Here is a 24,293-nt window from a genome sequence, read left to right as displayed (position 1 = left end):
GTTACCTCACCGACTTCGGGTGTTACAAACTCTCGTGGTGTGACGGGCGGTGTGTACAAGGCCCGGGAACGTATTCACCGCGGCATGCTGATCCGCGATTACTAGCGATTCCAGCTTCACGCAGTCGAGTTGCAGACTGCGATCCGAACTGAGAACAGATTTGTGGGATTGGCTTAACCTCGCGGTTTCGCTGCCCTTTGTTCTGCCCATTGTAGCACGTGTGTAGCCCAGGTCATAAGGGGCATGATGATTTGACGTCATCCCCACCTTCCTCCGGTTTGTCACCGGCAGTCACCTTAGAGTGCCCAACTGAATGCTGGCAACTAAGATCAAGGGTTGCGCTCGTTGCGGGACTTAACCCAACATCTCACGACACGAGCTGACGACAACCATGCACCACCTGTCACTCTGCCCCCGAAGGGGACGTCCTATCTCTAGGATTGTCAGAGGATGTCAAGACCTGGTAAGGTTCTTCGCGTTGCTTCGAATTAAACCACATGCTCCACCGCTTGTGCGGGCCCCCGTCAATTCCTTTGAGTTTCAGTCTTGCGACCGTACTCCCCAGGCGGAGTGCTTAATGCGTTAGCTGCAGCACTAAGGGGCGGAAACCCCCTAACACTTAGCACTCATCGTTTACGGCGTGGACTACCAGGGTATCTAATCCTGTTCGCTCCCCACGCTTTCGCTCCTCAGCGTCAGTTACAGACCAGAGAGTCGCCTTCGCCACTGGTGTTCCTCCACATCTCTACGCATTTCACCGCTACACGTGGAATTCCACTCTCCTCTTCTGCACTCAAGTTCCCCAGTTTCCAATGACCCTCCCCGGTTGAGCCGGGGGCTTTCACATCAGACTTAAGAAACCGCCTGCGAGCCCTTTACGCCCAATAATTCCGGACAACGCTTGCCACCTACGTATTACCGCGGCTGCTGGCACGTAGTTAGCCGTGGCTTTCTGGTTAGGTACCGTCAAGGTGCCGCCCTATTTGAACGGCACTTGTTCTTCCCTAACAACAGAGCTTTACGATCCGAAAACCTTCATCACTCACGCGGCGTTGCTCCGTCAGACTTTCGTCCATTGCGGAAGATTCCCTACTGCTGCCTCCCGTAGGAGTCTGGGCCGTGTCTCAGTCCCAGTGTGGCCGATCACCCTCTCAGGTCGGCTACGCATCGTCGCCTTGGTGAGCCGTTACCTCACCAACTAGCTAATGCGCCGCGGGTCCATCTGTAAGTGGTAGCCGAAGCCACCTTTTATGCCTGAACCATGCGGTTCAAACAACCATCCGGTATTAGCCCCGGTTTCCCGGAGTTATCCCAGTCTTACAGGCAGGTTACCCACGTGTTACTCACCCGTCCGCCGCTAACATCAGGGAGCAAGCTCCCATCTGTCCGCTCGACTTGCATGTATTAGGCACGCCGCCAGCGTTCGTCCTGAGCCAGGATCAAACTCTCCGATAAAGTAGTTTGACTGACTACGCACATCGCTGTGCGATTTATTTAAAACTTTGAATTAACAGGTACGTTTTGTCTTGTTTAGTTTTCAAAGATCATTACCGCTTGTTGAAGCAGCTTTATTATCTTACCACTCAGCTTCTTTTATGTCAACAACTTTTTTCAAGTCGTTTTCGAAGCTTTTTGTTTTGTCTGCTGTTCATCAGCGACGTTTAATAATATACCATGCATCCGCTAAATATAGCAAGTGTTTTTTTCATCTTTTTTTAAAACTATAATTCGTTATATTCATCTCCGCTGCAGCATACGATGTAATCAAGCATGGACAAGATAAGGAGGCGTCATCAGTGAACCACTTCTACGTGTGGCACATCAAAAGGATAAAACAGCTGCTTATTATTATTATTGCCGCATTTGCAGCAGCCAGCTTTTTTTATATACAGAGAGCTGTCCCCCTTCCTGTATTTTTGACTGATAACGGTCCAAAAGCGATTTCTAAAGGCGAGACGAAATCAGACGAAGTGGCATTAACATTCGATATCAGCTGGGGCGATGAAAAGGCGGTTCCGATTCTGAACGCTCTGAAGGCAAACGGCATTAAAAACGCCACTTTTTTTCTGTCAGCTTCTTGGGCGGAACGGCACCCGGACACAGTCGAACGTATGATTAAAGACGGGCATCAAATCGGAAGCATGGGCTATGCGTATAAGAACTATACCAGTCTAGAGGATCAAGACATCAAGAAGGATATCCTCAGAGCCCAGACAGCATTTAAGAAAATGGGTGTGAAGAATGTTCATTTACTCCGCCCGCCGACCGGACAATTTAATAAAAAGGTTCTTACCATTGCACAGCAGTACCACTATTCAGTGGTTCATTACAGCATTAACTCACAGGATTGGAGAAATCCCGGCCCTGATAAAATCATTGAAAATGTAAACAGTCATATAAAAGGCGGCGACATTGTTCTGCTGCACGCCTCTGATTCAGCAACGCAAACGGAAGAAGCGCTCCCCGCCATCATTCACAATTTAAAACAAAAGGGTCTTAAAAACGTGACTGTCGGTGATCTGATCGCAAATACTGACGTCAAGTCATCAGAAGTGAAATAGGCTACCTTTGGGCAAACTTCGGCAGCATTAACAGCTGAAATGCGTTGCAGCCCATCAGCGGAATCAGCATCAAATAAAGCCAGTCCTCATTATTCACCCTTAACGCAGGAACCCATTCAAGCGCTGTAATAACAACCATTAAAAATAAAGATGAAACGAACGTATTTTTTGAGGACTGCTTTTGTTTTATATATGCCGTCAACAGGCCGACGGCAAGAAGAGCAAGCGGAAGCCAGACAAACCCTGTAATCGAGTCATCCCGCTCACCAAAAAACAAAAATCTCACATACATTAAATCAAAAGCAACAAACAGAATGATAAACAGCTGAAGCAGATTCCAAAGCGAGCTTGATCTGAGAATTTCAAGGGCAAAACGGTGCACTGTCAAAAATACGAAAAATCCCATTTGACTGATCACACTGAAGATCATGCCTACTCCGATAAACCAGATCAGAACGGAGAAAATCTGACCGGCCTCAAAATTCAGAAAGAACCCCTTATACTCCCCCCACTTCAGTGCAAATCCCACGACGCTTGTAATAAGAGCGCCCACAGCTAAAATCGAAAAGAAAAATCGAACAAGCCCGCGGCTTTTCATCTCTTATTCATCCCCCTGACAATCGCGTTCAGCGATATTTTGTTATGTATAAATCCATTCCGGTGAATCATATTAAAAGTAAGAACAAGTAAGGAAGGAGCTTACGCATGTCAAAAGCCAAAACGCTATTGATAAGCTGTTTTGTTGTATTATCTGTAACAGCTTGCGCTCCAAAAGACCAAGCAGCGGATATGGATTATGACCAGACTAAAAAAATGGTTGTCGATATATTAAAAACAGATGATGGAAAAAAAGCAATTAAGGAAATATTAAATGACGATGCGATGAATGAGGCATTGGTGATTGATCAGAATGCCATTAAAGGCACAATAGAGAAAACCCTCACCTCTAAAAAAGGGGCGGAGTTCTGGAAAACCATCTTTGAAGACTCAAAGTTCGCCGAGAGCTTTGCAAAGACACTTCAGCCCGAGCACGAAAAAATCATAAAAAAACTGATGAAAGACCCTGATTATCAGAAAAGTTTTATGCAGATCATGCAGGACCCCGGCATGGATAAAAAATACTACGAGCTGGTGAAAAGCCAAAAATTCCGCAGTTACTTAGAAGATGTGATTACAGAGACACTTTCCAGCCCGCTTTTCAAAAAGCAATTTGAGGATGAACTGAAAAAAGCGGCTTCAAGCTCAGAAAAAGAAAGCTAATAAAAGGCCGGGCCGTTTGATCCCGGCCCCTTTTTTATTCAGCTGTTTTTTCAATAACTTTTTGGGCGATCCCCATATAAATTTCTCCGATCGGATGGCTTCTGTCATAAACAGAAGGCGCAAACTGGTCTTTGTCCCAATCAGGCTGTTTTAAAGGAATTCTGCCAAGCAGCGGCACCTGCAATTCCTCTGCAAGCTTATCCCCTCCGCCTTGGCCGAACACATATTCTTTCTCGCCGGTTTTTGCACTTTCATAGTAAGCCATATTTTCAATGACCCCTACCACTTCATGATCTGTCTTAATCGCCATAGAACCCGCTCTCGCCGCTACAAATGCAGCCGTAGGATGCGGCGTTGATACGATAATCTCTTTGCAGCTCGGAAGCATCGTGTGTACATCGAGCGCAACATCACCCGTACCCGGCGGCAGATCGAGAACGATGTAGTCAACCTCTCCCCAGTCAACCTCATGGAAGAAGTTGTTCAGCATCTTACCGAGCATAGGGCCTCGCCAAACAACCGGAGCGTTCTCTTCGACGAAAAAGCCCATAGACATGACCTTTACTCCAAATCTTTCGACAGGAAGCAGTTTTTCTCCTTCTACTGTCGGACGAACTGTAATACCCATCATGTCAGGCACACTGAATCCGTATATATCCGCATCGATCAGGCCGACTTTTTTGCCGAGCCGAGCAAGAGAAATGGCCAGATTGACGGAAACCGTTGATTTGCCGACCCCGCCTTTTCCGCTTGCCACTGCCAGAAAGACCGGCGGATGTTTCCTATTCAGCAGGGTTTCGCTTTCAGACGCCGGCTGGCTGAATTTCGCCAATGTCTCTTCCGGCAGCTCTTCAAACCGAAGACCGACAGTTTCCGCTCCTGCTTCTTTCAGAACGGATACCATTTCCTGCTGAATGCTCATTTGCTCAGCCGTCCCCGTTTTTGCCAATGCAATTTTCACACTGACATGCCGTTTTTCCGGCTTGATCTTTACTTCCTTAACGGCATCCAATTCTCCCAGCGGTCTATGAAGAAAAGGTTCGCGCATTTTTCCGATTATATTTCTTACTTCATCTTCTCTTATCATCGAACCCTCACCCTTTGTGTATTCGTTTACAAGTGGTATTATACCATATATTAATTATAGAATCGGCGAAAAACCCTCCTTACTCGGGAGGGTCGCCTTTCTCTGTGAAGTATCTCAATACGCCCTTATACACGGAAGAAGCGATGATATCCTGATATTTAGGCTGGCCGAGCCTCTTCGCTTCTGCCGGATTGGATAAAAATCCGATCTCCACCAGCGCGCCCGGTTTGGTTACATTCTGCATTAAGTATATGCCGTGTATCCGTTTCGCCTTTCTCGTCGTATTCTCCAGGTTAATTCTCAGTTCATCTTGTATATACTTTGCCACTTTTTCATTCTCTTCGTATTTTCCATAGTAGAAACTTTGGGCGCCGCTCCATCTCGGTGACGGTATGGCGTTCAGATGAATGCTGATATAAAGCTCCGCCTCTGAACGGTTGATGAGTTCCACACGCTTTCTAAGGTCTTCCGCTTTGCGTCTGCTGTAGCCTTTCGTCCCTTCAGGCGCCAAGTCGGTATCCGTCTCCCGCGTCATGATGACCAAAGCCCCTTGCTCCTGTAAATAATCTCTCACCCTGGAGGCCACCTCAAGAGTAATATCTTTTTCAAGATGATTGCCTCCCGTGGCGCCGCCGTCCGGTCCGCCGTGTCCCGGATCGAGATAGATGATTTTCCCGCTCAGCGGCAGGCTCCACGGCCGCCAGGAATCATCATTATGAAATTGAAACCGGAATAAACACAATAATATGATAAAGCCAAGTAAAAAACCGAGCCATTTCAGTTTTTTTCTCATACTTTTCCCTCCCGCTTGTCCCCGTTATTAATAAGTATGGGACAAGGGAAGAAATTATGATTACCTCATGCGGAGCTTACATTGTTTTTCTCTTTGCAGGAATCCTTCCGTCCACCAGCTGTTGATAAACCGGCAGGACGCTTCATAGATTTCTTTTTGTTCTACTGAAGAGTATTGCTCATGCGTCCAATTGCAAAGATATTCAAAAAAATCGACCGTCAGTTCTTCCTCTTCTTCAGCCGAACGCGCGTTTGCCCTCTGCAAGGACTCGCCATAATAGCCAAAGACGCCGAACCGGCCGCCTAATAAATACGCTTCTATTGCAAAATCTATGCATCCTTCACTGAGAATGCCGTTTTCGTCCTGAAAAAAGGGAAACAAGGGGGTAAGACACGCTTTTACGGATTGAATGATTTGCGTCAGTGACAGCTCCTTGAGTAAATTTTTCTCAAGCTCATAATCCTTCTGCCGTTTCACGTCTGAAAAAGATAAAACCTCTGCCATTGCCATTTCACTCTCCTTTTTACTGTTATTTTGAAAGGAATAAGGAAAAAGCATGCTTTGTTGATAGTGGAAATCCTCCCAAATGAAGGGGTTTCATGTTAACTGGGAGAATAAAGAGCAGAGGTGACGTTATGAAAAAGCTGTTTCAATACAATTGGACGGTGCGTGATGAGTGGTTTGCGATATGTGAGAAGCTGAGCCGAGAGGAACTGACGAAATCCCGGACGGGCGGAATGGAGAGCATCTTGCGGACTTTATTTCATATCATTGATGTCGAGATCAGCTGGGCTCGTGCCATTTTAGGTAAAGCTGATGTTTTGCCTGCTGAGTCTGATTATGCCAGCATACAGGATCTCCGGAAGCTCTCTGAACAGTATCGGGAGGATGTCATTCAAGCGGTCTCCGGCAAAGGAGCGAATCTTGTTAAGCCGGGCTGGATGGACCAAACCTTTCATAAAGACGATATTCTCCGCCACATCCTTGCGCATGAGATTCACCATATGGGACAACTATCGGTTTGGGCCAGAGAAATTGGAATAGAACCGGTTTCAGCTAATGTGATCAGCCGCCCGCAGTAAAAAGCCGCAAAAAAACAGCACCGGTGACGGGATGCTGTTTTTATATTTTGATGCTTCTTGTTACGGAGTATGTATTAATGTATTCATCCAGAACGAGGCCGCCCTTGTCCTCATAAAAGCCCGCAACCATGAAGCCTGCGTCAATCTGGCCTTTAATTTGATCCTCTAACGTATGGCCGAATTCAAATGCTTCATGATTCTCAATGAGTTCCTGTACTTTTTTCTTGCTCAGATCTTTTTCATCCGAAAACGGAATGGAATACTTTACTTTTAGGACGCCCTCCTGCTCTAAATCCATATCAAATAAGAACACGACGGGATTTACAAAACCGGAGACTAACGATCCGCCCTTTTTTAATACGCGATAGGCTTCTTTCCATACCGGAAGAACTGAATCAACAAAGCAATTCGATACCGGATGCACGATAAAATCAAATGACTCATCATCAAAACAGCTCAGATCATTCATACTGCCTTTGACAGTCCGAAGTGTAAGGTGATCCCGTTCGGCAACCATTCTGTCTTGCGCAAGCTGCTTTTCCGAATTGTCAAAGACGGTGACATCAGCTCCTGCAGCAGCCAGCACCGGGCCTTGCTGTCCTCCTCCTGAAGCGAGACAAAGAACCTTCAAACCGTCTATGGATGGGAACCAATCCTCCGGCACGTCTTTTGCGGGGGTCATTCTGATGCTCCAATTGCCTTTTTTCGCTTCACCAATCGTATGGGAATCAACCGCAACCGTCCATTCATTGCCCGTTTCAACTTTTTTATCCCATGCCTTGCTGTTATGTATGGCTAACTGATTCATTATAACTGCGCTCCTTATTGGTAATGAATAGAGTATAACAAAACAATTCTAGAAAAACATTGGATAACCTCTTCGATATGAGAAAAAAATACAAAAAAACCACAACCAAGAAGTTGTGGTTTTTGCAATCCAAAACGATTAACGTTTTGAGAACTGAGGTGCACGACGAGCGCCTTTAAGACCGTATTTTTTACGTTCTTTCATACGAGCGTCACGAGTCAGAAGACCAGCACGTTTAAGTGTTGCACGGTATTCTGGATCTGCTTCAAGCAAAGCACGAGCGATACCATGACGGATTGCTCCAGCTTGACCAGATAAGCCGCCTCCATGTACGTTTACTAAAACATCATAAGTACCAGCTGTTTCAGTTAAAGTTAATGGTTGTTTGATATCTTCGATTAGAGCTGGAGATGGAATGTGCTCGCTGATTTCACGATTATTAACGACGATACGACCTTCTCCTGGAACTAAGCGCACACGCGCTACAGAACTTTTACGACGGCCAGTACCGTAATATTGAACCTGTGCCAAATTGGTAACCTCCTTTTTAATTAACCGCGAAGTTCGTAAACTTCAGGTTTTTGTGCTTCATGTGGATGCTCAGAACCACGGTATACGTTCAATTTTTTGAACATTTGACGACCTAGAGAACCTTTTGGAAGCATGCCTTTGATAGCAAGCTCAAGCATTTTCTCAGGGTAGTTTGTACGCATTTCAAGAGCAGTTCTTGATTTCAGACCGCCTGGGTGCATTGTGTGACGGTAGTAGATTTTATCAGTTAACTTTTTACCAGTTAACTCGATTTTTTCAGCGTTGATGATGATCACATGATCTCCAGTATCAACGTGCGGTGTGTAAGTCGGTTTGTGTTTTCCGCGAAGGATAGATGCAACTTCTGTAGAAAGACGTCCTAAAGTCTTGCCTGCTGCATCAACAACTAACCACTTGCGTTCAATAGTACTTGCGTTAGCCATAGGTGTTGTACGCATTTAATTCCCTCCTAAATGATCTGTCATTTTCAATAAACTTCTGTTACGTTCTATTTCACAACACAATAAGTTCCGGGGCTTATCGTGGGGTTGAAATACATACCATATGATATCTTATAACTTTATGCAGACTCTGTCAAGAAAATGTTACACCTGGTTTAGTTGTCATAGCAAACGCGCCATAAATACAGCCCGTGCCCCGGTGCGGTGCGCCCCGCGGCTTCGCGATCCTTCGCTTCCAGCATTGCTTTTACATCATCAGGAGAAAATTTTCCAGTTCCTATGTCCAATAACGTTCCTGCAATGATTCTGACCATATTATACAGAAATCCGTTTCCGGTGATCCGCATTTGCAGGCCGTCTCCGGTCTCAGTCCAATCCAGTTCGTAAACTGTTCTGACTTTATCCTGAACCGCGGTATCAGCCGCGCAAAAACTTGTGAAATCATGTGTCCCGATAAGGTGCCTTGAAGCTTCCCTCATTTTCTGCACATTAAGCTGATATGCAAAATGGTAAGCGTAATGTCGTTTAAATACGTCCGGGTGTTTCTCCGTATATACAAAGTAGCGATATTCCTTTTGGACTGCGCTAAATCGTGCATGGAACCCATCATCCGCAATCTCTGCTGTTTTGACGGCAATATCATCAGGCAGCAGGGCATTGAGCGCAAACGGCCATTTTTCAGCCGGAATGGACAGCGGCGTATCAAAATGAATGACCTGCCCGGCAGCATGAACATCACTGTCAGTGCGGCCCGATGAAATGACAGGCACCCTGCCGTCCGTTTTGTGGATGACGGCCAGCGCCTTTTCCAATTCACTTTGAACGGTCCGTTTTCCAGGCTGAACCTGATATCCGTTAAACAAATGCCCGTCATAAGCAATGGTACATTTCATTCTCATTCAGCAGCACCTCTAACTTCTTAAGAAAAACAATAATACGGCTAATACGATGATGAGCAGAATAGCTCCGGTATCCTTGCCGGTCCAGACAAGCTTTCTGTATTTCGTTCTTCCCTCACCGCCCTGGTAGCCTCTCGCCTCCATGGCGACTGCGAGCTCTTCCGCGCGTTTAAAGGCGCTGACAAACAGCGGAACAAGCAGCGGAACAACAGCTTTGATTCTGTCTTTCACCGGGCCGCTTGTAAAATCCGCCCCCCTCGCCATTTGCGCCTTCATGATTTTATCCGTCTCCTCCATCAGCGTCGGAATAAAGCGCAGCGAAATCGACATCATCAACGCGAGTTCGTGTACGGGCAGCTTCACCTTTTTAAATGGATTCAAGAGCTGCTCCATTCCATCCGTTATTTCAATCGGCGTTGTCGTCAGCGTCAGCAGCGTCGTCATAAAGATGAGGTAGACGAAACGGAGAGAGATAAAAATCCCCTGTACAAGTCCGCCCTCATACACTTTAAACCAGCCAAGCTGAAAAATGACAGACCCTTCATGCGTCATGAAGATGTGCAGTAAAAACGTAAACGCCACAATCCAGATAATCGGCTTAAGCCCCTTCAGTAAAAAGCTGAAAGGCACTCGCGTTAAGGCGATCACCCCGAATGTAAATAAACCGAGCAAAGCGTACGTCTGCACGTTGTTTGCCAAAAAGACGATACATACAAAAAGAAAGATGCTGACAAGTTTTGTTCGCGGGTCCAACCGGTGAATAAGCGATGAACCGGGAACATACTTTCCGATAATCATGCTGTCCATCATTGGTCCTTTTCCTCCTGAAAGAAAGCCTTAATTTCGCTGGCGGCATCCTGCAGGGTCAGCATGGGTTTCTCATACTTGACGCCGAGAGCCGCCTCAAGCCGTCTCTGAAACTTCACCGATTCAGGAAGATCCAGGCCCATTTCGGCCATCTCTTCACCTTTTGCAAACAAGTCGCGCGGACTTCCCGTCGCTTTAATGGTTCCTTTGTGCATGACGATCATCTCGTCGGCATAGCGGGCGGCATCCTCCATGCTGTGAGTGACGAGAACGGTAGTCAGGTTCCCGCGTTTATGAAGCGCATAGAACATGTCCATAATGTCCTGGCGCCCTCTGGGATCAAGGCCGGCCGTCGGTTCATCCAAAACCAGCACTTCCGGCTCCATCGCGAGAACGCCGGCAATCGCCACTCTGCGCATCTGACCGCCGCTGAGCTCAAACGGCGAACGATCCAAAATGTCTTCCGGGAGGCCCACAAGCTCCAGCATCTCTTTCGCCTTTCGTTCAGCGTCTTCTTTTTTCACACCGAAATTCATCGGTCCGAATGAGATGTCCTTCAGCACAGTCTCCTCAAACAGCTGATGTTCGGGAAATTGGAAAACGATTCCGACTTTTTTCCGCAAAGTCTTAAGATTTTTATTCTTTTTACCGGCTGCCAAAATCGTGCTGCCGAGTTCCAGCTGTCCTTTAGTAGGTCTCAGCAAACCGTTTAAATGCTGTAAGAGCGTTGATTTGCCCGACCCTGTATGCCCGATGACGGCCACATAGCTGCCCTCTTTTATCACGGCATTGATATCATACAGAGCAAGCCGTTCAAACGGTGTCTTCATTTGATAGCGATGTTCTACATCTTTGATTTTAATGTCCACAGCTCATTCACCAGCCCTTCCTGAGTCAGATGGTTTTTCGTTAACGCCAGTCCGCTTTCTTTTAAAAGCAGGCTGAGCTGGAATGAGAAAGGCAAATCAAGACCGATGCGAACCAAGTCTTCATTTAATTTAAAGATCTCTTCAGGCGGGCCTTCTGCATACTTCCTGCCGCCGTTCATTACAATGATTCTGTCCGCCCTTGCGGCTTCTTCCAGGTCATGCGTAATCGAAATGACGGTGGCCGTGCCCTGATCTTTTAAGCGTCTGACAGTATCAAGGACTTCTTCTCTCCCGATTGGGTCAAGCATGGATGTCGCTTCATCCAAAATCATAATATCAGGACGCGCAGCAATAATCCCTGCGATCGCCACTCTTTGTTTTTGACCTCCGGAGAGATGGTGCGGCTCTTGATCAAGAAAATCCTGCATATTGACTTGTTTGACAGCCCAATCTACTCTCTCGATCATTTCTTCGCGCGGAACACCATTGTTTTCTAAACCAAAAGCCACATCATCGCGAACCGTTGTTCCGACAAATTGGTTATCGGGATTCTGAAAGACCATCCCTATTTTTTTTCGCACATCCCACACGGTATCTTCAGTCAGTTTGATGCCGCCGACTTCAATATCTCCGGCCTCAGGCAAAATCAGTCCGTTCAGCGCTCTGGCCAAAGTCGACTTCCCTGAACCATTGTGGCCTACGATAGCAAGCCATTCTCCTTCGTATACCTCCAGACTCACACCGTCCAGCGCCGGCCTTTCTGCATCTTTGCGGTATCGAAATAAGATGTCTTTTACGGATATAAGCTGTTTTTGATCCACGGGTGCCTGGCCTCCTCTCAGCTATAGCTCTGCTTTTCTGTCTCATAATAAAAAGTTCTGGTATCTAAAAAAAGGGCATAGATCCAGTTAGAAACTGTCCCGCCCTTCTTTAGATACACAAAAATATGTGATTAAACCAATTCGATGATTGCCATTGGTGCACCGTCACCACGGCGAGGACCAAGCTTCATAATACGTGTGTATCCGCCTTGGCGCTCCTCGTAACGAGTTGCAATGTCAGAGAATAATTTTTGAAGTGCATCTTGGTTATTTTCTTCATTTGCAACCTCGTTGCGAATGTATGCAGCAGCTTGACGACGAGCATGCAAGTCACCGCGCTTACCAAGAGTGATCATCTTTTCAACAACAGAGCGAAGTTCTTTCGCACGTGTTTCAGTTGTTTCAATTCTTTCGTTGATGATCAAATCTGTTGTAAGATCACGAAGCATAGCTTTACGCTGTGAACTCGTACGTCCTAGTTTTCTGTATGACATGTGATGTCCCCTCCTTTAATGGAATGCTGTTTCTAAATAAAAAACACACGAAAATCCTAGTTCACATGGAAACTAGATCAATCGTCTTTGCGAAGGCCGAGTCCAAGTTCTTCTAGTTTCGCTTTCACTTCTTCAAGTGATTTGCGTCCCAGGTTGCGAACTTTCATCATATCTTCTTCCGTCTTGTTCGCAAGTTCTTGAACCGTGTTAATGCCCGCACGCTTCAAGCAGTTGTAAGAACGGACAGAAAGATCAAGTTCCTCAATCGTCATTTCAAGAACTTTTTCCTTTTGATCCTCTTCTTTTTCAACCATGATTTCAGCATGCTGAGCTTCGTCAGTTAAACCAACGAATATATTTAGGTGTTCAGTTAAAATCTTAGAACCGAGAGCAATTGCTTCCTTCGGTCCAGTGCTTCCGTCAGTCCAAACATCAAGTGTAAGTTTGTCATAGTTTGCAACCTGGCCTACACGAGTGTTTTCTACCTGATAAGATAAACGAGAAACTGGCGTAAAGATTGAATCGATCGGAATCACGCCGATTGGCTGATCGTCTCTTTTGTTCGAATCAGCAGGTGTATACCCACGCCCCCTTTGTGCAGTAAGGCGAACTCGGAAACTCGCATTCTCACCAAGAGTCGCGATATGAAGATCCGGATTAAGGATTTCAACATCGCTGTCGTGTGTAATATCAGCTGCTGTGACAGTTCCTTCACCCTGTACATCAATTTCGAGCGTCTTCTCTTCATCAGAGTAGATTTTCAATGCAAGCTTTTTAATGTGCAAGATTATCGTTGTAACATCTTCCACAACGCCTTCGATTGTCGAGAATTCGTGCAGTACACCATCTATCTGGATCGATGTTACAGCGGCACCAGGGAGTGAGGATAAGAGGATACGACGTAAGGAGTTACCCAGAGTTGTACCATATCCACGCTCAAGCGGCTCTACGACAAACTTACCAAATTTGGCATCGTCGCTGATTTCAACCGTTTCGATTTTTGGTTTTTCAATCTCGATCATTACTTAAAACCCTCCTTCAAAACGTCGAAACCTCGAATAGAATCATATGAGATTCCATCCGAAATTCCCCATTGTTTAGTCCCGTATGTGCTCAGGCAACGAGTCGGTGCATTCGTTTCATAAATAACTGTATCATAACCCATTATTGACAGGGACACAAAATCTATACAAACAAATTACACGCGGCGACGTTTTGGTGGACGGCATCCATTATGAGGAACAGGAGTTACGTCTCTGATAGCTGTAACTTCAAGTCCGGCAGCTTGTAAAGCACGGATTGCAGCTTCACGGCCAGAACCTGGTCCTTTAACAGTTACTTCAAGAGTTTTAAGTCCGTGTTCGATTGAACCTTTAGCAGCTGTTTCAGCAGCCATTTGCGCAGCAAAAGGAGTAGATTTACGAGAACCTCTGAATCCTAGAGCTCCGGCACTTGACCAAGAAAGAGCATTACCATGAGTATCAGTGATCGTAACGATCGTGTTATTGAAAGTTGAACGAATATGAGCGATTCCTGACTCAATATTCTTTTTCACGCGACGTTTACGCGTGTTTTGTTTACGAGCAGCAGCCATTGTTTAGGTACCTCCCTTACTTACTTATTTTTTCTTGTTAGCTACAGTACGACGCGGACCTTTACGAGTACGCGCATTGTTTTTAGAGTTTTGTCCGCGAACAGGCAAACCTCTGCGATGGCGGATTCCGCGGTAGCTTCCGATTTCGATCAGACGCTTGATGTTAAGAGAAACTTCACGGCGAAGGTCACCTTCTACTTTCAGTTTGTCAATAACATCACGGATTTTACCAAGTTCTTCTTCAGTAAGATCACGCACACGAGTATCTTCAGAAACACCAGCCTCTTTCAAGACTTGCTGAGCCGTTGTGCGGCCAATTCCGAAGACATATGTTAAAGAAATAACAACACGTTTGTCACGTGGGATATCTACACCAGCAATACGAGCCATTCTCTGGGCACCTCCTTATTAATTATCCTTGTTTTTGTTTATGCTTTGGATTTTCACAGATCACCATTACTTTTCCTTTTCTGCGAATAACTTTACATTTCTCGCAGATTGGTTTAACTGATGGTCTCACTTTCATGTGTTTCCAACCTCCTTCAGTTTCCGGAGTGCTTTATTTGTAACGGTACGTAATCCTGCCACGAGTTAAGTCATATGGAGATAATTCTACCGTAACTTTGTCTCCAGGTAAAATGCGAATGAAGTGCATGCGGATTTTACCAGATACGTGAGCCAAAACCGTATGGCCATTTTCGAGTTCAACTTTGAACATCGCGTTTGGCAGAGTTTCGACTATCGTACCTTCCACTTCAATTACATCGTCTTTCGCCATTCAAGTGTTCTCCCTTCTTCAAATCAGTAACTTGCTCTCTGACAAATTTCAAAAGAGAAAATCTCAGTTATCCGTTTGTCACACGCCCTGTTTCGTTTATACTGTTCTGAACTTCCGGAGATACGCAATCATAAAGGGTGAATGATTGATATTCTTTTTCTAAGGAGAATGAAATGTACGCTTTTCTCCGTCTGCTTTAGTACATGATGATGAATCGTCATTCCGATAACAGCAGCTAGCCGGTTTTTCCTCCGACCAATTGTAAACCTACAATCTGCCCAGGTGCGGAATGAAAAACATGTGTCACGGAATTCATTTCATCATCTAGACTTTTGTCAGTATATCAAAACCCGTTTCCGTAATCGCAATCGTATGTTCAAAATGAGCACACTTTTTCCCATCTACCGTTACAACCGTCCAGTTATCAGCCAATGTTTTCACATACCGGCTGCCAGCGTTAACCATCGGTTCTATAGCGAGAACCATACCAGGCTTCAGCCTAGGTCCTTTGTTTGGCGGACCATAATGAGGAATTTGCGGATCCTCATGCAAGTCTTGACCAACACCATGTCCGACATACTCCCTAACAACTGAAAACTGCTCATTTTCGACATACGTTTGTATTGCGTGGGAAATATTCGACAAACGTTCACCTGGTTTTGCTTCCTTCAAGCCTTTATATAAAGACTCCTCTGTCACTTCCAGCAGTCGTTTATCATCATCACTGATGTTTCCTACCGGATATGTCCAAGCAGAGTCACCATGATAACCATTTAATTTAGCACCGATATCAATGCTGATAATGTCACCGTCACGCAAAACCCTTTTACCGGGAATTCCATGAACGAGTTCTTCATTAACTGATACACAGATGCTCCCGCGAAACCCATTATACCCCTTAAAAGATGGGATTGCACCCTGCTTCTCAATAAAACGTTCGGCAATTTGATCCAATTCTTTTGTCGAGATTCCTGGTTTAATGTGCTTTTTCATCTCTTCATGAGTCAAAGCCACGATTCGCCCTGCTTCCCGCATGATGCTAAGCTCACGAGGGGTCTTACAGATAATCATTTGCTCAATCCTCCAAGAAGCTCTTTCACATCTTTGTACACGTCATTAATGTCCTGCTGGCCATTGACGTTGACAAGATATCCTTTCCTGGAATAAAAATCCAGTAAAGGCTGAGTCTGCTTCATGTTGACCTCAAGCCGTTTTGAGACGGTTTCCTCATTATCATCTGCCCGTTGATAAAGGTCTCCTCCGTCTTTATCACAAACACCCGGCGTTTTCGGCGGATTGAAAACCAAATGATAGGTTGTGCCGCAAACACTGCAAATTCTGCGTCCAGTCAAACGTTCCATTAAAGAGTCTTTGTCTACTTTAATGTTGATGACATAATCAATCGGCTTGCCGTATTCCTCAAGAATGTTTTCAAGAGCTTCAGCCTGAGCGACTGTTCGCGGAAATCCGTCCAGAAGAAAACCTCTTTCACAATCATCTTTGCCAAGTCTTTCTTTGACAATGCCGATTGTGACTTCGTCCGGTACGAGCTCGCCTTTATCGATATAAGACTTTGCTTCGAGTCCGAGTGGTGTTTCTTCTTTCATAGCAGCACGGAACATATCTCCCGTTGAGATATGAGGTATCCCATAATCCTCAACAATTCGTTCTCCCTGTGTGCCTTTACCGGCTCCAGGAAGTCCCATTAAGACTAAGTTCATTCGGATTTCCCCCGTCCTCTCTTATTTAGAGGAATGGTTAAAACCAGTCCTCTAATTTTTCATAAATCCTCGGTAATTACGTTTCACTAACTGGCTCTCCAGCTGCTTCATTGTCTCCAAGGCTACCCCCACGACAATTAACAAAGATGTTCCGCCAATCTGTGCACTTTGAGGCAATCCAGCGAATTGAATGAAAAAGATAGGAAGAATGGAAATCACGGCTAAGAATATAGAACCCACAAACGTAAGTCGATACAAAATGCTCGTAATTCTATCTTGAGTCATTTTCCCTGGACGAACCCCCGGGATATAGCCACCCTGTTTTTTAAGGTTATCTGCCATTTGTTCAGGGTTTACCTGCACAAAAGCATAGAAGTACGTAAAGGCGATAATTAATGCGACATAAACCGTCATGCCCACCGGATGTGTATTGTCAAAGTTGGCTTGAATCCACTTTGTCACATCGTTTGTTCCGAAAAATGACGCGATAGTACGCGGCGTTATAAGAAACGCAACCGCAAAGATTACCGGAATAACCCCTGCCGGATTCACTTTAAGCGGAAGGTGAGTTGACTGGCCTCCCCCAGCAGGTGAACGACCTTGCCCTTTTGCATATTGAATCGCGATTTTGCGTACGGCCTGCTGAATGAAAATAACACCAACAATTACGGCCAGAATCGCAATCACCAGTAAGGCGATTTTCACAATATGAATAAACAGCTGATCGCTGCTGCCGACAAATTGAGTCTCATAAATCTGCCCAACAGTTTTCGGAATACTAGCCACAATCCCCGCGAAGATGATGATCGAAATTCCGTTTCCTACTCCATTGGAAGTAATTTGTTCTCCCAGCCACATTAAAAAAGCAGTTCCTCCAGTGAGTACTAAAGCAATAATCAGATATGTCGATATGCCGGATTTCTCAATCAGCATACCGTTTGCCAGGTTGTTAAACCCGTAAGACATACCTAATGCCTGGATAAAACCAAGCACAATCGTAGAATATCTCGTGAACTGAGCTAATTTACGGCGGCCGACTTCACCTTGCTTAGACCACTCGGTAAACTTCGGCACAACATCCATCTGAAGCAGCTGAATGATGATCGAAGCAGTGATGTAAGGCGTAATTCCCATCGCAAAGATGGAGAACTGATAAAGCGCACCGCCGCCAAATGTATTAAGGAGATCAAAAACCCCCATCGAACTTTGTGTCTGTAACGCCTGAGCATTAACATATGGCACAGGGATAAACGCACCTATGCGAAAGACGATAAGCATGAGTAATGTGAAAATGATTTTATTCCGAATATCACTCACACGCATAAAGTTGGAGATTGTCTTAAACAAGTTAGATCACCTCAGCTGTACCGCCAGCAGCTTCAACAGCTTCTTTCGCAGAAGCAGAGAATTTATTGGCTTTTACAGTTAATTTTTTCTCTAATTTACCGTTGCCAAGAATCTTTACTCCTGCATTTAGTTTGCTAATAACACCAGTCTCAAGAAGAAGTTCAGGAGTGACTTCCGTTCCTTCCGCAAAACCGTTCAATTTGTCTACGTTCACAATAGCGTATTCCTTACGGTTGATGTTTGTAAAACCACGCTTAGGAAGACGTTGGAATAAAGGCATTTGTCCCCCCTCGAATCCAGGGCGCACACCGCCGCCGGAACGAGCGTTTTGACCTTTGTGACCTTTACCAGCTGTTTTACCGTTACCAGAACCAATACCACGACCTACGCGATTGCGCACTTTGCGTGAACCTTCTGAAGGCTTTAATTCATGAAGTTTCATTAGGACACCTCCTTAGCCTATAATTTATTTTTATTGTTCTTTAACAGAAACTAGATGAGATACTTTATTAATCATACCGCGGATCGCAGCGTTATCTTCATGAACGACAGTTTGGTTCGTTTTCTTTAAACCAAGTGTTCTGACAGTAACGCGCTGATCTTCCGGGCGACCGATTACACTGCGTTTGAGGGTAATTTCTAATTTAGCCATTAATGTTCCCTCCTTATCCTAACAGTTCTTCTACAGATTTTCCACGAAGCTTCGCAACATCTTCGGCACGTTTAAGCTCACTTAAACCTTGAAGTGTTGCACGGATCATGTTGATCGGTGTGTTAGAACCTAAAGACTTAGAAAGGATATCAGCAACGCCAGCAAGCTCAAGTACCGCACGTACAGGGCCTCCAGCGATAACTCCAGTACCTTCAGAAGCAGGTTTCAACAAGATATTGCCTGCACCGAAACGTCCGATGATTTCGTGTGGAATCGTAGTTCCAACCATTGGTACTTCAATCAAATTCTTTTTCGCATCTTCAACAGCTTTGCGGATTGCTTCAGGTACTTCTTGTGCTTTACCAGTACCGAAACCTACGTGACCGTTTTTGTCACCGACAACGACTAGAGCTGCGAAACGGAAACGACGACCACCTTTAACAACTTTCGCTACGCGGTTAACCGTAACTAAGCGTTCTTCTAACTCTAATTTGCTTGGGTCAATACGACGCATAATCATGTGTCCCTCCTTTTTTTATTAAAATTTCAGTCCGGCTTCACGAGCTGCATCGGCCAGAGCTTTTACACGTCCATGGTATAAGTATCCGCCGCGGTCAAATACTACGTCAGAAACACCTTTCTCAGAAGCGCGTTTCGCAACGAGTTCACCGACTTTAGCAGCAGCAGCGCTGTCACCAGTGCTTTCCACGTTCAAATCTTTGTCGAGAGTAGAGGCACTAACAAGTGTAACGCCATTTACATCATCGATGATTTGAGCATAAATGTGTTTGTTTGAACGGAACACATTCAGACGAGGTCTTTCAGCTGTGCCTGAAAGTTTAGCACGAACACGAGCATGTCTTTTTTGACGAGCAGCATTTTTGCTAGTTTTCGTAATCATCCTTGGTCACTCCTTTCTTCACTTTAAGCGGTCTTACTTAGCAGATTTACCTTCTTTACGGCGAACAACTTCACCTTCGTAGCGGATTCCTTTACCTTTGTAAGGCTCTGGAGAACGTACAGCGCGGATGTTAGCAGCAGTAGCTCCTACACGCTCTTTGTCTGTACCTTTTACAACTACTTTCGTTTGAGAAGGAACTTCGATTTCGATGCCCTCTTCAGGAACCATCTCAACAGGGTGAGAGTATCCAACGTTTAAAACAAGTTTGTTACCGGATTTAGCCGCACGATAACCGACACCGACTAATTCCAAACCTCTTTCAAATCCTTTAGATACGCCTTCAACCATGTTTCCAAGCAGACTGCGAGTCGTACCATGCAATGCACGGTGCTCTTTATGATCAGATGGACGAGTGACTGTAAGCACGTTGTCCTCAATTTTGATTTCCATATCAGGATGGAAAGTACGAGTTAATTCTCCTTTTGGTCCTTTTACAGATACAGTGTTGCCTTCGTTCAGCGTTACTGTAACTCCAGAAGGAATCTCAAGCAGTTTTTTACCTACACGAGACATACTAAAACACCTCCATTCTTGTTAAACTTCTTACCAAACGTATGCTAGAACTTCTCCACCAGCTTGTTTTGCACGGGCTTCTTTGTCCGTTAAAACACCTTGTGATGTAGAAATAATCGCGATTCCAAGACCGTTAAGTACGCGAGGTACTTCATTTGATTTAGCGTATACACGCAAACCTGGTTTGCTGATTCTTTTAAGACCAGTGATAACGCGCTCGTTGTTTTGTCCGTATTTCAAGAAAACGCGGATGATACCTTGTTTGCTGTCTTCTACGAACTCAACGTCACGAATGAAACCTTCACGCTTTAAAATGTCAGCAATTTCTCTTTTCAATTTAGAAGCAGGAATTTCAAGCTTCTCATGACGTACCATGTTTGCATTGCGAATACGAGTCAGCATATCTGCAATTGGATCTGTCATAACCATTATATAATTACCTCCTTCCCATTCTTGGGGATTACCAGCTGGCTTTTTTCACGCCAGGAATTTGTCCTTTATATGCAAGCTCACGGAAACAAATACGGCAAAGTTTAAATTTACGAATGACTGAGTGCGGACGTCCGCAGCGTTCACAGCGAGTGTACTCTTGCACTTTAAACTTTGGTGTACGTTGTTGTTTCGCAATCATTGACTTTTTAGCCACGATTTCGCCTCCCTTTCATTGATTATTTCTGGAACGGCATACCTACTTGAGTTAATAGCTCACGAGCCTCTTCGTCAGAGTTAGCAGTCGTTACGATAACGATGTCCATTCCGCGAACCTTTGTTACTTTATCGTAGTCAATTTCAGGGAAGATTAACTGTTCTTTGATACCAAGAGTGTAGTTTCCGCGACCGTCGAAAGATTTCTTAGAAATCCCGCGGAAGTCACGTACACGCGGTAAAGATACAGAAATAAGTTTATCAAGGAAATCATACATGCGCTCTCCGCGAAGAGTTACTTTCGCACCGATAGGCATTCCCTCACGAAGACGGAATCCAGCAATTGATTTCTTCGCACGAGTAACGACAGGTTTTTGACCTGCGATAAACGTTAATTCTTCAACAGCACTGTCGATTGCTTTCGCATTTTGAACAGCATCACCAACACCCATGTTGATTACGATTTTTTCGATTTTCGGCACCTGCATAACAGAGTCGTAGTTGAACTTCGTCATTAAAGCAGGTGAAATTTCTTTATTGTACTTTTCTTTAAGGCGGTTCATGAGATAGACCTCCCTTCCTTTAATTACTATTTATCTAAAACTTGCCCAGATTTTTTAGCAATACGAACTTTTTTGCCATCTTCCACTTTGTATCCTACGCGAGTCACTTCACCTGTTTTAGGATCGAGCGGCATAACGTTTGATACATGAATTGGCGCCTCTTGATTAGAAATACCGCCTTGAGGGTTAGTTTGAGTCGGTTTAGAGTGTTTCTTCACCATGTTTACGCCCTCAACTAGAACGCGGTCCTTTTTAGGGAAAGCAGCAAGGATCGTACCTTGTTTGCCTTTATCTTTACCAGAGATAACCATAACTTTATCGCCTTTTTTCACATGCATCCTGATCGCACCTCCTTGAGTAAGGCATTTATTTCATTAGATAACTTCTGGAGCCAGAGAAACAATTTTCATGAAGTTGTTTTCACGTAATTCACGAGCAACCGGTCCGAAGATACGAGTTCCACGCGGGCTCTTGTCGTCACGGATGATAACACATGCATTCTCATCGAAGCTGATGTATGATCCGTCAGTTCTGCGTGCTCCGCTTTTTGTGCGAACGATAACAGCTCTTACGACTTCACCTTTTTTGACAACGCCTCCTGGTGTTGCTTGTTTAACCGTGCAAACAATTACATCACCAATGTTAGCCGTTTTACGTCCAGAACCGCCAAGAACTTTAATAGTAAGTACCTCACGCGCACCGGAGTTGTCAGCAACTTTTAAACGAGTCTCTTGTTGAATCATTATTTGTTACCTCCCTTCGGAAAAAGAATTCCGAACTTTATTAGATAATAACAGCTTCTTCGACAACTTCTACTAGACGAAAACGTTTAGTTGCAGATAATGGACGAGTTTCCATGATCTTTACGATGTCTCCGATTTTAGCTTGATTATTTTCATCATGTGCTTTTAATTTCTTTGAGTATTTTACGCGTTTACCGTAAATAGGATCCTTTTTGTATGTTTCAACAACAACAGTGATGGTTTTATCCATTTTGTCAGAAACAACACGGCCTTGGTAAACCTTGCGTTGGTTACGTTCGCTCATGCTCACGACCTCCCCTCAGTGATTATTTGTTAGCAGCAATTTCTCTTTCACGAATCACAGTTTTCATGCGCGCGATAGCTTTGCGCACTTCACGAATGCGAGCAGTATTTTCAAGTTGTCCTGTCGCTAATTGAAAGCGAAGATTGAAAAGTTCTTCTTTAAGAGACTTTACTTTTTGTTCAATTTCAGCAGTGGTAAGGTCACGAATTTCATTAGCTTTCATTTGATTCACCACCAATTTCTTCACGTTTTACGAACTTCGTTTTAATTGGCAATTTGTGAGATGCAAGACGAAGCGCTTCACGAGCTACCTCTTCAGACACACCAGAAATCTCAAATAAAACTTTGCCCGGTTTTACAACAGCTACCCAGCCTTCAGGAGCCCCTTTACCGGAACCCATCCGTACCTCAAGCGGTTTAGCAGTGTAAGGTTTTGAAGGGAAAATTTTAATCCAAACTTTACCGCCACGTTTCATGTAACGAGTCATCGCAATACGTGCAGCTTCGATTTGGCGGTTCGTGATCCAAGAAGCTTCAAGAGCCTGGATACCGTACTCACCAAAATGTACTTCAGTACCGCCTTTAGCGCGACCGCGCATTTTTCCGCGATGCTCTCTGCGATATTTAACGCGTTTTGGTAATAACATATTATTTTCCTCCTTCCTCAGTTTTCTTCTTAGTAGGAAGAACCTCTCCACGATAGATCCAGACTTTTACACCGAGCTTACCGTAAGTTGTGTCAGCTTCAGATGTTGCATAGTCGATGTCAGCACGTAAAGTGTGCAATGGAACAGTTCCTTCACTGTAGTATTCAGAACGAGCGATGTCAGCTCCGCCAAGACGGCCGGAAACCATTGTTTTCACACCTTGTGCTCCAGCACGCATAGTGCGTTGGATTTGTTGTTTCTGCGCACGGCGGAAAGAAATACGGTTTTCTAGTTGACGAGCGATGTTGTCAGCTACAAGCTGAGCATCAAGATCTGCTCTTTTGATTTCAAGAATGTTAATGTGTACACGCTTGCCAGTTAGGCTGTTAAGGGCTTTACGAAGTGCTTCAACTTCAGAACCGCCTTTACCGATTACCATACCAGGCTTAGCAGTGTGGATCGTAATGTTAACGCGGTTTGCTGCGCGCTCGATTTCTACTTTAGAAACAGAAGCGTCAGAAAGGCGTTTGCTAATGAATTCACGAATTTTTAAATCTTCGTGCAGGAAGTCAGCGTAATCTTTACCAGCGTACCACTTAGATTCCCAATCACGAATGACTCCGATACGAAGACCGACTGGATTTACCTTTTGACCCACTACTTATCCCTCCTTCTTTTCTGATACAACGATTGTAATGTGGCTCGTACGTTTGTTGATTTGGCTCGCACGTCCCATAGCACGCGGGCGGAATCTTTTTAACGTTGGGCCTTCGTCAACAAATGCCTGAGAAATAACCAGATTGTTAGCGTCCATCTCGTAGTTGTGCTCAGCATTTGCGATAGCAGATTTTAAAACTTTTTCGATGATTGGAGAAGCAGCTCTCGGAGTTAGGTTCAAGATAGATACTGCTTCGCCTACTTGCTTACCTCGAATCAGGTCCATTACTAGACGTGCTTTACGAGGAGCAATACGGACTGTTCTTGCAACAGCTTTAGCTTGCATTTAAAAGCCTCCTCTCTTAGCGTCTTGTTTTTTTATCGTCACTGGCGTGGCCTTTGTAAGTACGAGTTGGTGCGAATTCGCCCAACTTGTGGCCTACCATGTCTTCAGAAATGAATACAGGCACGTGTTTACGTCCGTCATATACTGCGATTGTGTGACCGATAAATTGTGGGAAAATAGTTGAACGGCGAGACCAAGTTTTTACAACTTGTTTCTTGTCCGTTTCATTTAATTTCTCGATTTTTGTCATCAAGTGTCCATCGACAAATGGTCCTTTTTTCAAGCTGCGAGCCATTTTGGAACCTCCCTTCGTGATTGCACTACGGTCCGAAATGAACCGTAGACAACC

At 44.9% G+C, this 24,293-nt stretch carries 39 protein-coding genes, 1 rRNA gene and 1 pseudogene (1 of these 41 running past the window's edge); 3 read left to right on the top strand and 38 right to left on the bottom strand.

The genetic code is table 11. The features are described from left to right. Window positions 1-1,455: ribosomal RNA gene (locus AADZ70_RS15900) — 16S ribosomal RNA — on the bottom strand; it reaches 95 nt to the left of the window's first position. 341 nt (window positions 1,456-1,796) lie between these two features. Here AADZ70_RS15900 and pdaB point away from each other — a divergent pair. After that, window positions 1,797-2,561, top strand: coding sequence for a polysaccharide deacetylase family sporulation protein PdaB (pdaB, locus tag AADZ70_RS15895; RefSeq protein ID WP_045926996.1), 765 nt, complete (start codon window positions 1,797-1,799; stop codon window positions 2,559-2,561). A 1-nt stretch (window position 2,562) separates the two neighbouring features. Here pdaB and kbaA read toward each other — a convergent pair whose 3' ends face one another. Continuing rightward, window positions 2,563-3,159 carry a KinB-signaling pathway activation protein gene (kbaA, locus tag AADZ70_RS15890; RefSeq protein WP_342007303.1) on the bottom strand — a complete coding sequence of 199 codons (597 nt, stop codon included), beginning with the start codon at window positions 3,157-3,159 and terminating at the stop codon, window positions 2,563-2,565. 107 nt (window positions 3,160-3,266) lie between these two features. Here kbaA and gerD point away from each other — a divergent pair, with 107 nt between their 5' ends. Beyond that, window positions 3,267-3,821, top strand: coding sequence for a spore germination lipoprotein GerD (gene gerD, locus AADZ70_RS15885; protein ID WP_016935887.1), 555 nt, complete (start codon window positions 3,267-3,269; stop codon window positions 3,819-3,821). A gap of 34 nt (window positions 3,822-3,855) precedes the next feature. On the opposite strand, the gene AADZ70_RS15880 is transcribed toward gerD, so the two are convergent. The 3 genes from AADZ70_RS15880 to AADZ70_RS15870 form a co-directional block, all read right to left on the bottom strand. Beyond that, window positions 3,856-4,908, bottom strand: a complete 1,053-nt coding sequence (locus AADZ70_RS15880; RefSeq protein WP_047477885.1) for an Mrp/NBP35 family ATP-binding protein — start codon at window positions 4,906-4,908, stop codon at window positions 3,856-3,858. A 79-nt stretch (window positions 4,909-4,987) separates the two neighbouring features. Then, on the bottom strand, window positions 4,988-5,701 hold the full coding sequence (gene cwlD / locus AADZ70_RS15875; protein ID WP_264819508.1) for an N-acetylmuramoyl-L-alanine amidase CwlD: 714 nt from the start codon (window positions 5,699-5,701) through the stop codon (window positions 4,988-4,990). A 60-nt stretch (window positions 5,702-5,761) separates the two neighbouring features. Then, window positions 5,762-6,205, bottom strand: coding sequence for a DUF2521 family protein (locus AADZ70_RS15870; RefSeq protein ID WP_029575198.1), 444 nt, complete (start codon window positions 6,203-6,205; stop codon window positions 5,762-5,764). 131 nt (window positions 6,206-6,336) lie between these two features. Between AADZ70_RS15870 and AADZ70_RS15865 the strand changes: the two genes are divergently transcribed. Beyond that, window positions 6,337-6,783 carry a DinB family protein gene (locus AADZ70_RS15865; protein WP_342007302.1) on the top strand — a complete coding sequence of 149 codons (447 nt, stop codon included), beginning with the start codon at window positions 6,337-6,339 and terminating at the stop codon, window positions 6,781-6,783. A 40-nt stretch (window positions 6,784-6,823) separates the two neighbouring features. On the opposite strand, the gene AADZ70_RS15860 is transcribed toward AADZ70_RS15865, so the two are convergent. The 33 genes and pseudogenes from AADZ70_RS15860 to rpsS all read right to left on the bottom strand — a co-directional run bounded on the left by AADZ70_RS15860 (window position 6,824) and on the right by rpsS (window position 24,239). Beyond that, a complete protein-coding gene (locus tag AADZ70_RS15860; RefSeq protein ID WP_095242178.1) occupies window positions 6,824-7,591 on the bottom strand; it encodes a class I SAM-dependent methyltransferase in 768 nt (255 codons plus the stop codon). Between the two features lie 138 nt (window positions 7,592-7,729). Further along, window positions 7,730-8,122 carry a 30S ribosomal protein S9 gene (gene rpsI, locus AADZ70_RS15855; RefSeq protein ID WP_003225846.1) on the bottom strand — a complete coding sequence of 131 codons (393 nt, stop codon included), beginning with the start codon at window positions 8,120-8,122 and terminating at the stop codon, window positions 7,730-7,732. Between the two features lie 20 nt (window positions 8,123-8,142). Next, window positions 8,143-8,580: a 50S ribosomal protein L13 gene (rplM, locus tag AADZ70_RS15850; RefSeq protein WP_003156556.1), complete on the bottom strand. Its 438-nt coding sequence runs from the start codon at window positions 8,578-8,580 to the stop codon at window positions 8,143-8,145. Window positions 8,581-8,738: 158 nt separating this feature from the next. Then, window positions 8,739-9,482: a tRNA pseudouridine(38-40) synthase TruA gene (gene truA / locus AADZ70_RS15845; RefSeq protein ID WP_342007301.1), complete on the bottom strand. Its 744-nt coding sequence runs from the start codon at window positions 9,480-9,482 to the stop codon at window positions 8,739-8,741. A 12-nt stretch (window positions 9,483-9,494) separates the two neighbouring features. Then, window positions 9,495-10,292, bottom strand: coding sequence for an energy-coupling factor transporter transmembrane protein EcfT (locus AADZ70_RS15840; RefSeq protein ID WP_016935894.1), 798 nt, complete (start codon window positions 10,290-10,292; stop codon window positions 9,495-9,497). Further along, the gene (locus AADZ70_RS15835; RefSeq protein ID WP_045927000.1) at window positions 10,289-11,158 is read right to left on the bottom strand and encodes an energy-coupling factor ABC transporter ATP-binding protein; all 870 of its coding nucleotides are present in this window, start codon (window positions 11,156-11,158) and stop codon (window positions 10,289-10,291) included. Before AADZ70_RS15835 ends, AADZ70_RS15840 begins: the two co-directional genes overlap by 4 nt. After that, window positions 11,134-11,979 carry an energy-coupling factor ABC transporter ATP-binding protein gene (locus tag AADZ70_RS15830; RefSeq protein WP_016935896.1) on the bottom strand — a complete coding sequence of 282 codons (846 nt, stop codon included), beginning with the start codon at window positions 11,977-11,979 and terminating at the stop codon, window positions 11,134-11,136. Before AADZ70_RS15830 ends, AADZ70_RS15835 begins: the two co-directional genes overlap by 25 nt. Window positions 11,980-12,110: 131 nt before the next feature. Further along, the gene (rplQ, locus tag AADZ70_RS15825) at window positions 12,111-12,473 is read right to left on the bottom strand and encodes a 50S ribosomal protein L17 (protein WP_003156550.1); all 363 of its coding nucleotides are present in this window, start codon (window positions 12,471-12,473) and stop codon (window positions 12,111-12,113) included. A 77-nt stretch (window positions 12,474-12,550) separates the two neighbouring features. Continuing rightward, window positions 12,551-13,495, bottom strand: coding sequence for a DNA-directed RNA polymerase subunit alpha (locus AADZ70_RS15820; RefSeq protein ID WP_003156549.1), 945 nt, complete (start codon window positions 13,493-13,495; stop codon window positions 12,551-12,553). 176 nt (window positions 13,496-13,671) lie between these two features. Beyond that, window positions 13,672-14,067, bottom strand: coding sequence for a 30S ribosomal protein S11 (gene rpsK, locus AADZ70_RS15815; protein WP_007410409.1), 396 nt, complete (start codon window positions 14,065-14,067; stop codon window positions 13,672-13,674). Window positions 14,068-14,091: 24 nt separating this feature from the next. Beyond that, entirely contained in the window at window positions 14,092-14,457 is a 366-nt protein-coding gene (gene rpsM / locus AADZ70_RS15810) for a 30S ribosomal protein S13 (protein WP_003156545.1), read from the bottom strand. Between the two features lie 22 nt (window positions 14,458-14,479). After that, on the bottom strand, window positions 14,480-14,593 hold the full coding sequence (gene rpmJ, locus AADZ70_RS15805; RefSeq protein ID WP_003156543.1) for a 50S ribosomal protein L36: 114 nt from the start codon (window positions 14,591-14,593) through the stop codon (window positions 14,480-14,482). 33 nt (window positions 14,594-14,626) lie between these two features. Beyond that, entirely contained in the window at window positions 14,627-14,845 is a 219-nt protein-coding gene (infA, locus tag AADZ70_RS15800) for a translation initiation factor IF-1 (protein WP_003156508.1), read from the bottom strand. Then, window positions 14,823-15,105 (bottom strand): annotated as a pseudogene (locus AADZ70_RS15795) (RNA-binding protein). Before AADZ70_RS15795 ends, infA begins: the two are co-directional and overlap by 23 nt. 64 nt (window positions 15,106-15,169) lie before the next feature. Further along, window positions 15,170-15,916: a type I methionyl aminopeptidase gene (map, locus tag AADZ70_RS15790; protein WP_003156505.1), complete on the bottom strand. Its 747-nt coding sequence runs from the start codon at window positions 15,914-15,916 to the stop codon at window positions 15,170-15,172. Next, window positions 15,913-16,566: an adenylate kinase gene (locus tag AADZ70_RS15785; RefSeq protein WP_016935897.1), complete on the bottom strand. Its 654-nt coding sequence runs from the start codon at window positions 16,564-16,566 to the stop codon at window positions 15,913-15,915. The genes map and AADZ70_RS15785 overlap by 4 nt, the downstream gene beginning before the upstream one ends. Before the next feature lie 51 nt (window positions 16,567-16,617). Then, window positions 16,618-17,913: a preprotein translocase subunit SecY gene (gene secY / locus AADZ70_RS15780; protein WP_016935898.1), complete on the bottom strand. Its 1,296-nt coding sequence runs from the start codon at window positions 17,911-17,913 to the stop codon at window positions 16,618-16,620. A 1-nt stretch (window position 17,914) separates the two neighbouring features. Continuing rightward, the gene (gene rplO / locus AADZ70_RS15775; protein ID WP_003156499.1) at window positions 17,915-18,355 is read right to left on the bottom strand and encodes a 50S ribosomal protein L15; all 441 of its coding nucleotides are present in this window, start codon (window positions 18,353-18,355) and stop codon (window positions 17,915-17,917) included. A gap of 30 nt (window positions 18,356-18,385) precedes the next feature. After that, window positions 18,386-18,565 (bottom strand): 50S ribosomal protein L30, encoded by a 180-nt coding sequence (gene rpmD, locus AADZ70_RS15770; protein ID WP_003156497.1) that lies wholly within the window; start codon window positions 18,563-18,565, stop codon window positions 18,386-18,388. Window positions 18,566-18,578: 13 nt separating this feature from the next. After that, window positions 18,579-19,079: a 30S ribosomal protein S5 gene (gene rpsE, locus AADZ70_RS15765; RefSeq protein WP_003328273.1), complete on the bottom strand. Its 501-nt coding sequence runs from the start codon at window positions 19,077-19,079 to the stop codon at window positions 18,579-18,581. A 24-nt stretch (window positions 19,080-19,103) separates the two neighbouring features. Further along, a complete protein-coding gene (gene rplR, locus AADZ70_RS15760; protein WP_013350816.1) occupies window positions 19,104-19,466 on the bottom strand; it encodes a 50S ribosomal protein L18 in 363 nt (120 codons plus the stop codon). 33 nt (window positions 19,467-19,499) lie between these two features. Continuing rightward, window positions 19,500-20,039 carry a 50S ribosomal protein L6 gene (gene rplF, locus AADZ70_RS15755; RefSeq protein ID WP_016935899.1) on the bottom strand — a complete coding sequence of 180 codons (540 nt, stop codon included), beginning with the start codon at window positions 20,037-20,039 and terminating at the stop codon, window positions 19,500-19,502. A 30-nt stretch (window positions 20,040-20,069) separates the two neighbouring features. After that, window positions 20,070-20,468: a 30S ribosomal protein S8 gene (rpsH, locus tag AADZ70_RS15750; RefSeq protein WP_003156489.1), complete on the bottom strand. Its 399-nt coding sequence runs from the start codon at window positions 20,466-20,468 to the stop codon at window positions 20,070-20,072. Window positions 20,469-20,499: 31 nt separating this feature from the next. Next, a complete protein-coding gene (gene rpsN, locus AADZ70_RS15745; RefSeq protein ID WP_003156488.1) occupies window positions 20,500-20,685 on the bottom strand; it encodes a 30S ribosomal protein S14 in 186 nt (61 codons plus the stop codon). Between the two features lie 22 nt (window positions 20,686-20,707). Continuing rightward, window positions 20,708-21,247 carry a 50S ribosomal protein L5 gene (rplE, locus tag AADZ70_RS15740; RefSeq protein WP_003156487.1) on the bottom strand — a complete coding sequence of 180 codons (540 nt, stop codon included), beginning with the start codon at window positions 21,245-21,247 and terminating at the stop codon, window positions 20,708-20,710. A 26-nt stretch (window positions 21,248-21,273) separates the two neighbouring features. Continuing rightward, window positions 21,274-21,585 carry a 50S ribosomal protein L24 gene (rplX, locus tag AADZ70_RS15735; protein WP_014469620.1) on the bottom strand — a complete coding sequence of 104 codons (312 nt, stop codon included), beginning with the start codon at window positions 21,583-21,585 and terminating at the stop codon, window positions 21,274-21,276. A 36-nt stretch (window positions 21,586-21,621) separates the two neighbouring features. Next, on the bottom strand, window positions 21,622-21,990 hold the full coding sequence (gene rplN / locus AADZ70_RS15730) for a 50S ribosomal protein L14 (RefSeq protein ID WP_007410404.1): 369 nt from the start codon (window positions 21,988-21,990) through the stop codon (window positions 21,622-21,624). A gap of 40 nt (window positions 21,991-22,030) precedes the next feature. Next, window positions 22,031-22,294 (bottom strand): 30S ribosomal protein S17, encoded by a 264-nt coding sequence (gene rpsQ, locus AADZ70_RS15725; RefSeq protein WP_016935900.1) that lies wholly within the window; start codon window positions 22,292-22,294, stop codon window positions 22,031-22,033. A 22-nt stretch (window positions 22,295-22,316) separates the two neighbouring features. After that, window positions 22,317-22,517: a 50S ribosomal protein L29 gene (gene rpmC, locus AADZ70_RS15720; RefSeq protein WP_003156482.1), complete on the bottom strand. Its 201-nt coding sequence runs from the start codon at window positions 22,515-22,517 to the stop codon at window positions 22,317-22,319. Beyond that, the gene (rplP, locus tag AADZ70_RS15715) at window positions 22,507-22,941 is read right to left on the bottom strand and encodes a 50S ribosomal protein L16 (protein WP_003156478.1); all 435 of its coding nucleotides are present in this window, start codon (window positions 22,939-22,941) and stop codon (window positions 22,507-22,509) included. The genes rpmC and rplP overlap by 11 nt, the downstream gene beginning before the upstream one ends. A 1-nt stretch (window position 22,942) precedes the next feature. After that, entirely contained in the window at window positions 22,943-23,599 is a 657-nt protein-coding gene (gene rpsC, locus AADZ70_RS15710; protein WP_003156476.1) for a 30S ribosomal protein S3, read from the bottom strand. A gap of 3 nt (window positions 23,600-23,602) precedes the next feature. After that, window positions 23,603-23,944: a 50S ribosomal protein L22 gene (rplV, locus tag AADZ70_RS15705; protein WP_003156475.1), complete on the bottom strand. Its 342-nt coding sequence runs from the start codon at window positions 23,942-23,944 to the stop codon at window positions 23,603-23,605. A gap of 16 nt (window positions 23,945-23,960) precedes the next feature. Beyond that, window positions 23,961-24,239 (bottom strand): 30S ribosomal protein S19, encoded by a 279-nt coding sequence (gene rpsS / locus AADZ70_RS15700; RefSeq protein WP_003156472.1) that lies wholly within the window; start codon window positions 24,237-24,239, stop codon window positions 23,961-23,963. Window positions 24,240-24,293 lie beyond the last annotated feature (54 nt).

Source organism: Bacillus sp. YBsi01, assembly GCF_038406745.1.
Taxonomy (GTDB): Bacteria; Bacillota; Bacilli; order Bacillales; family Bacillaceae; genus Bacillus; species Bacillus siamensis.
This window is presented reverse-complemented; position numbering and strand designations above follow the sequence as displayed.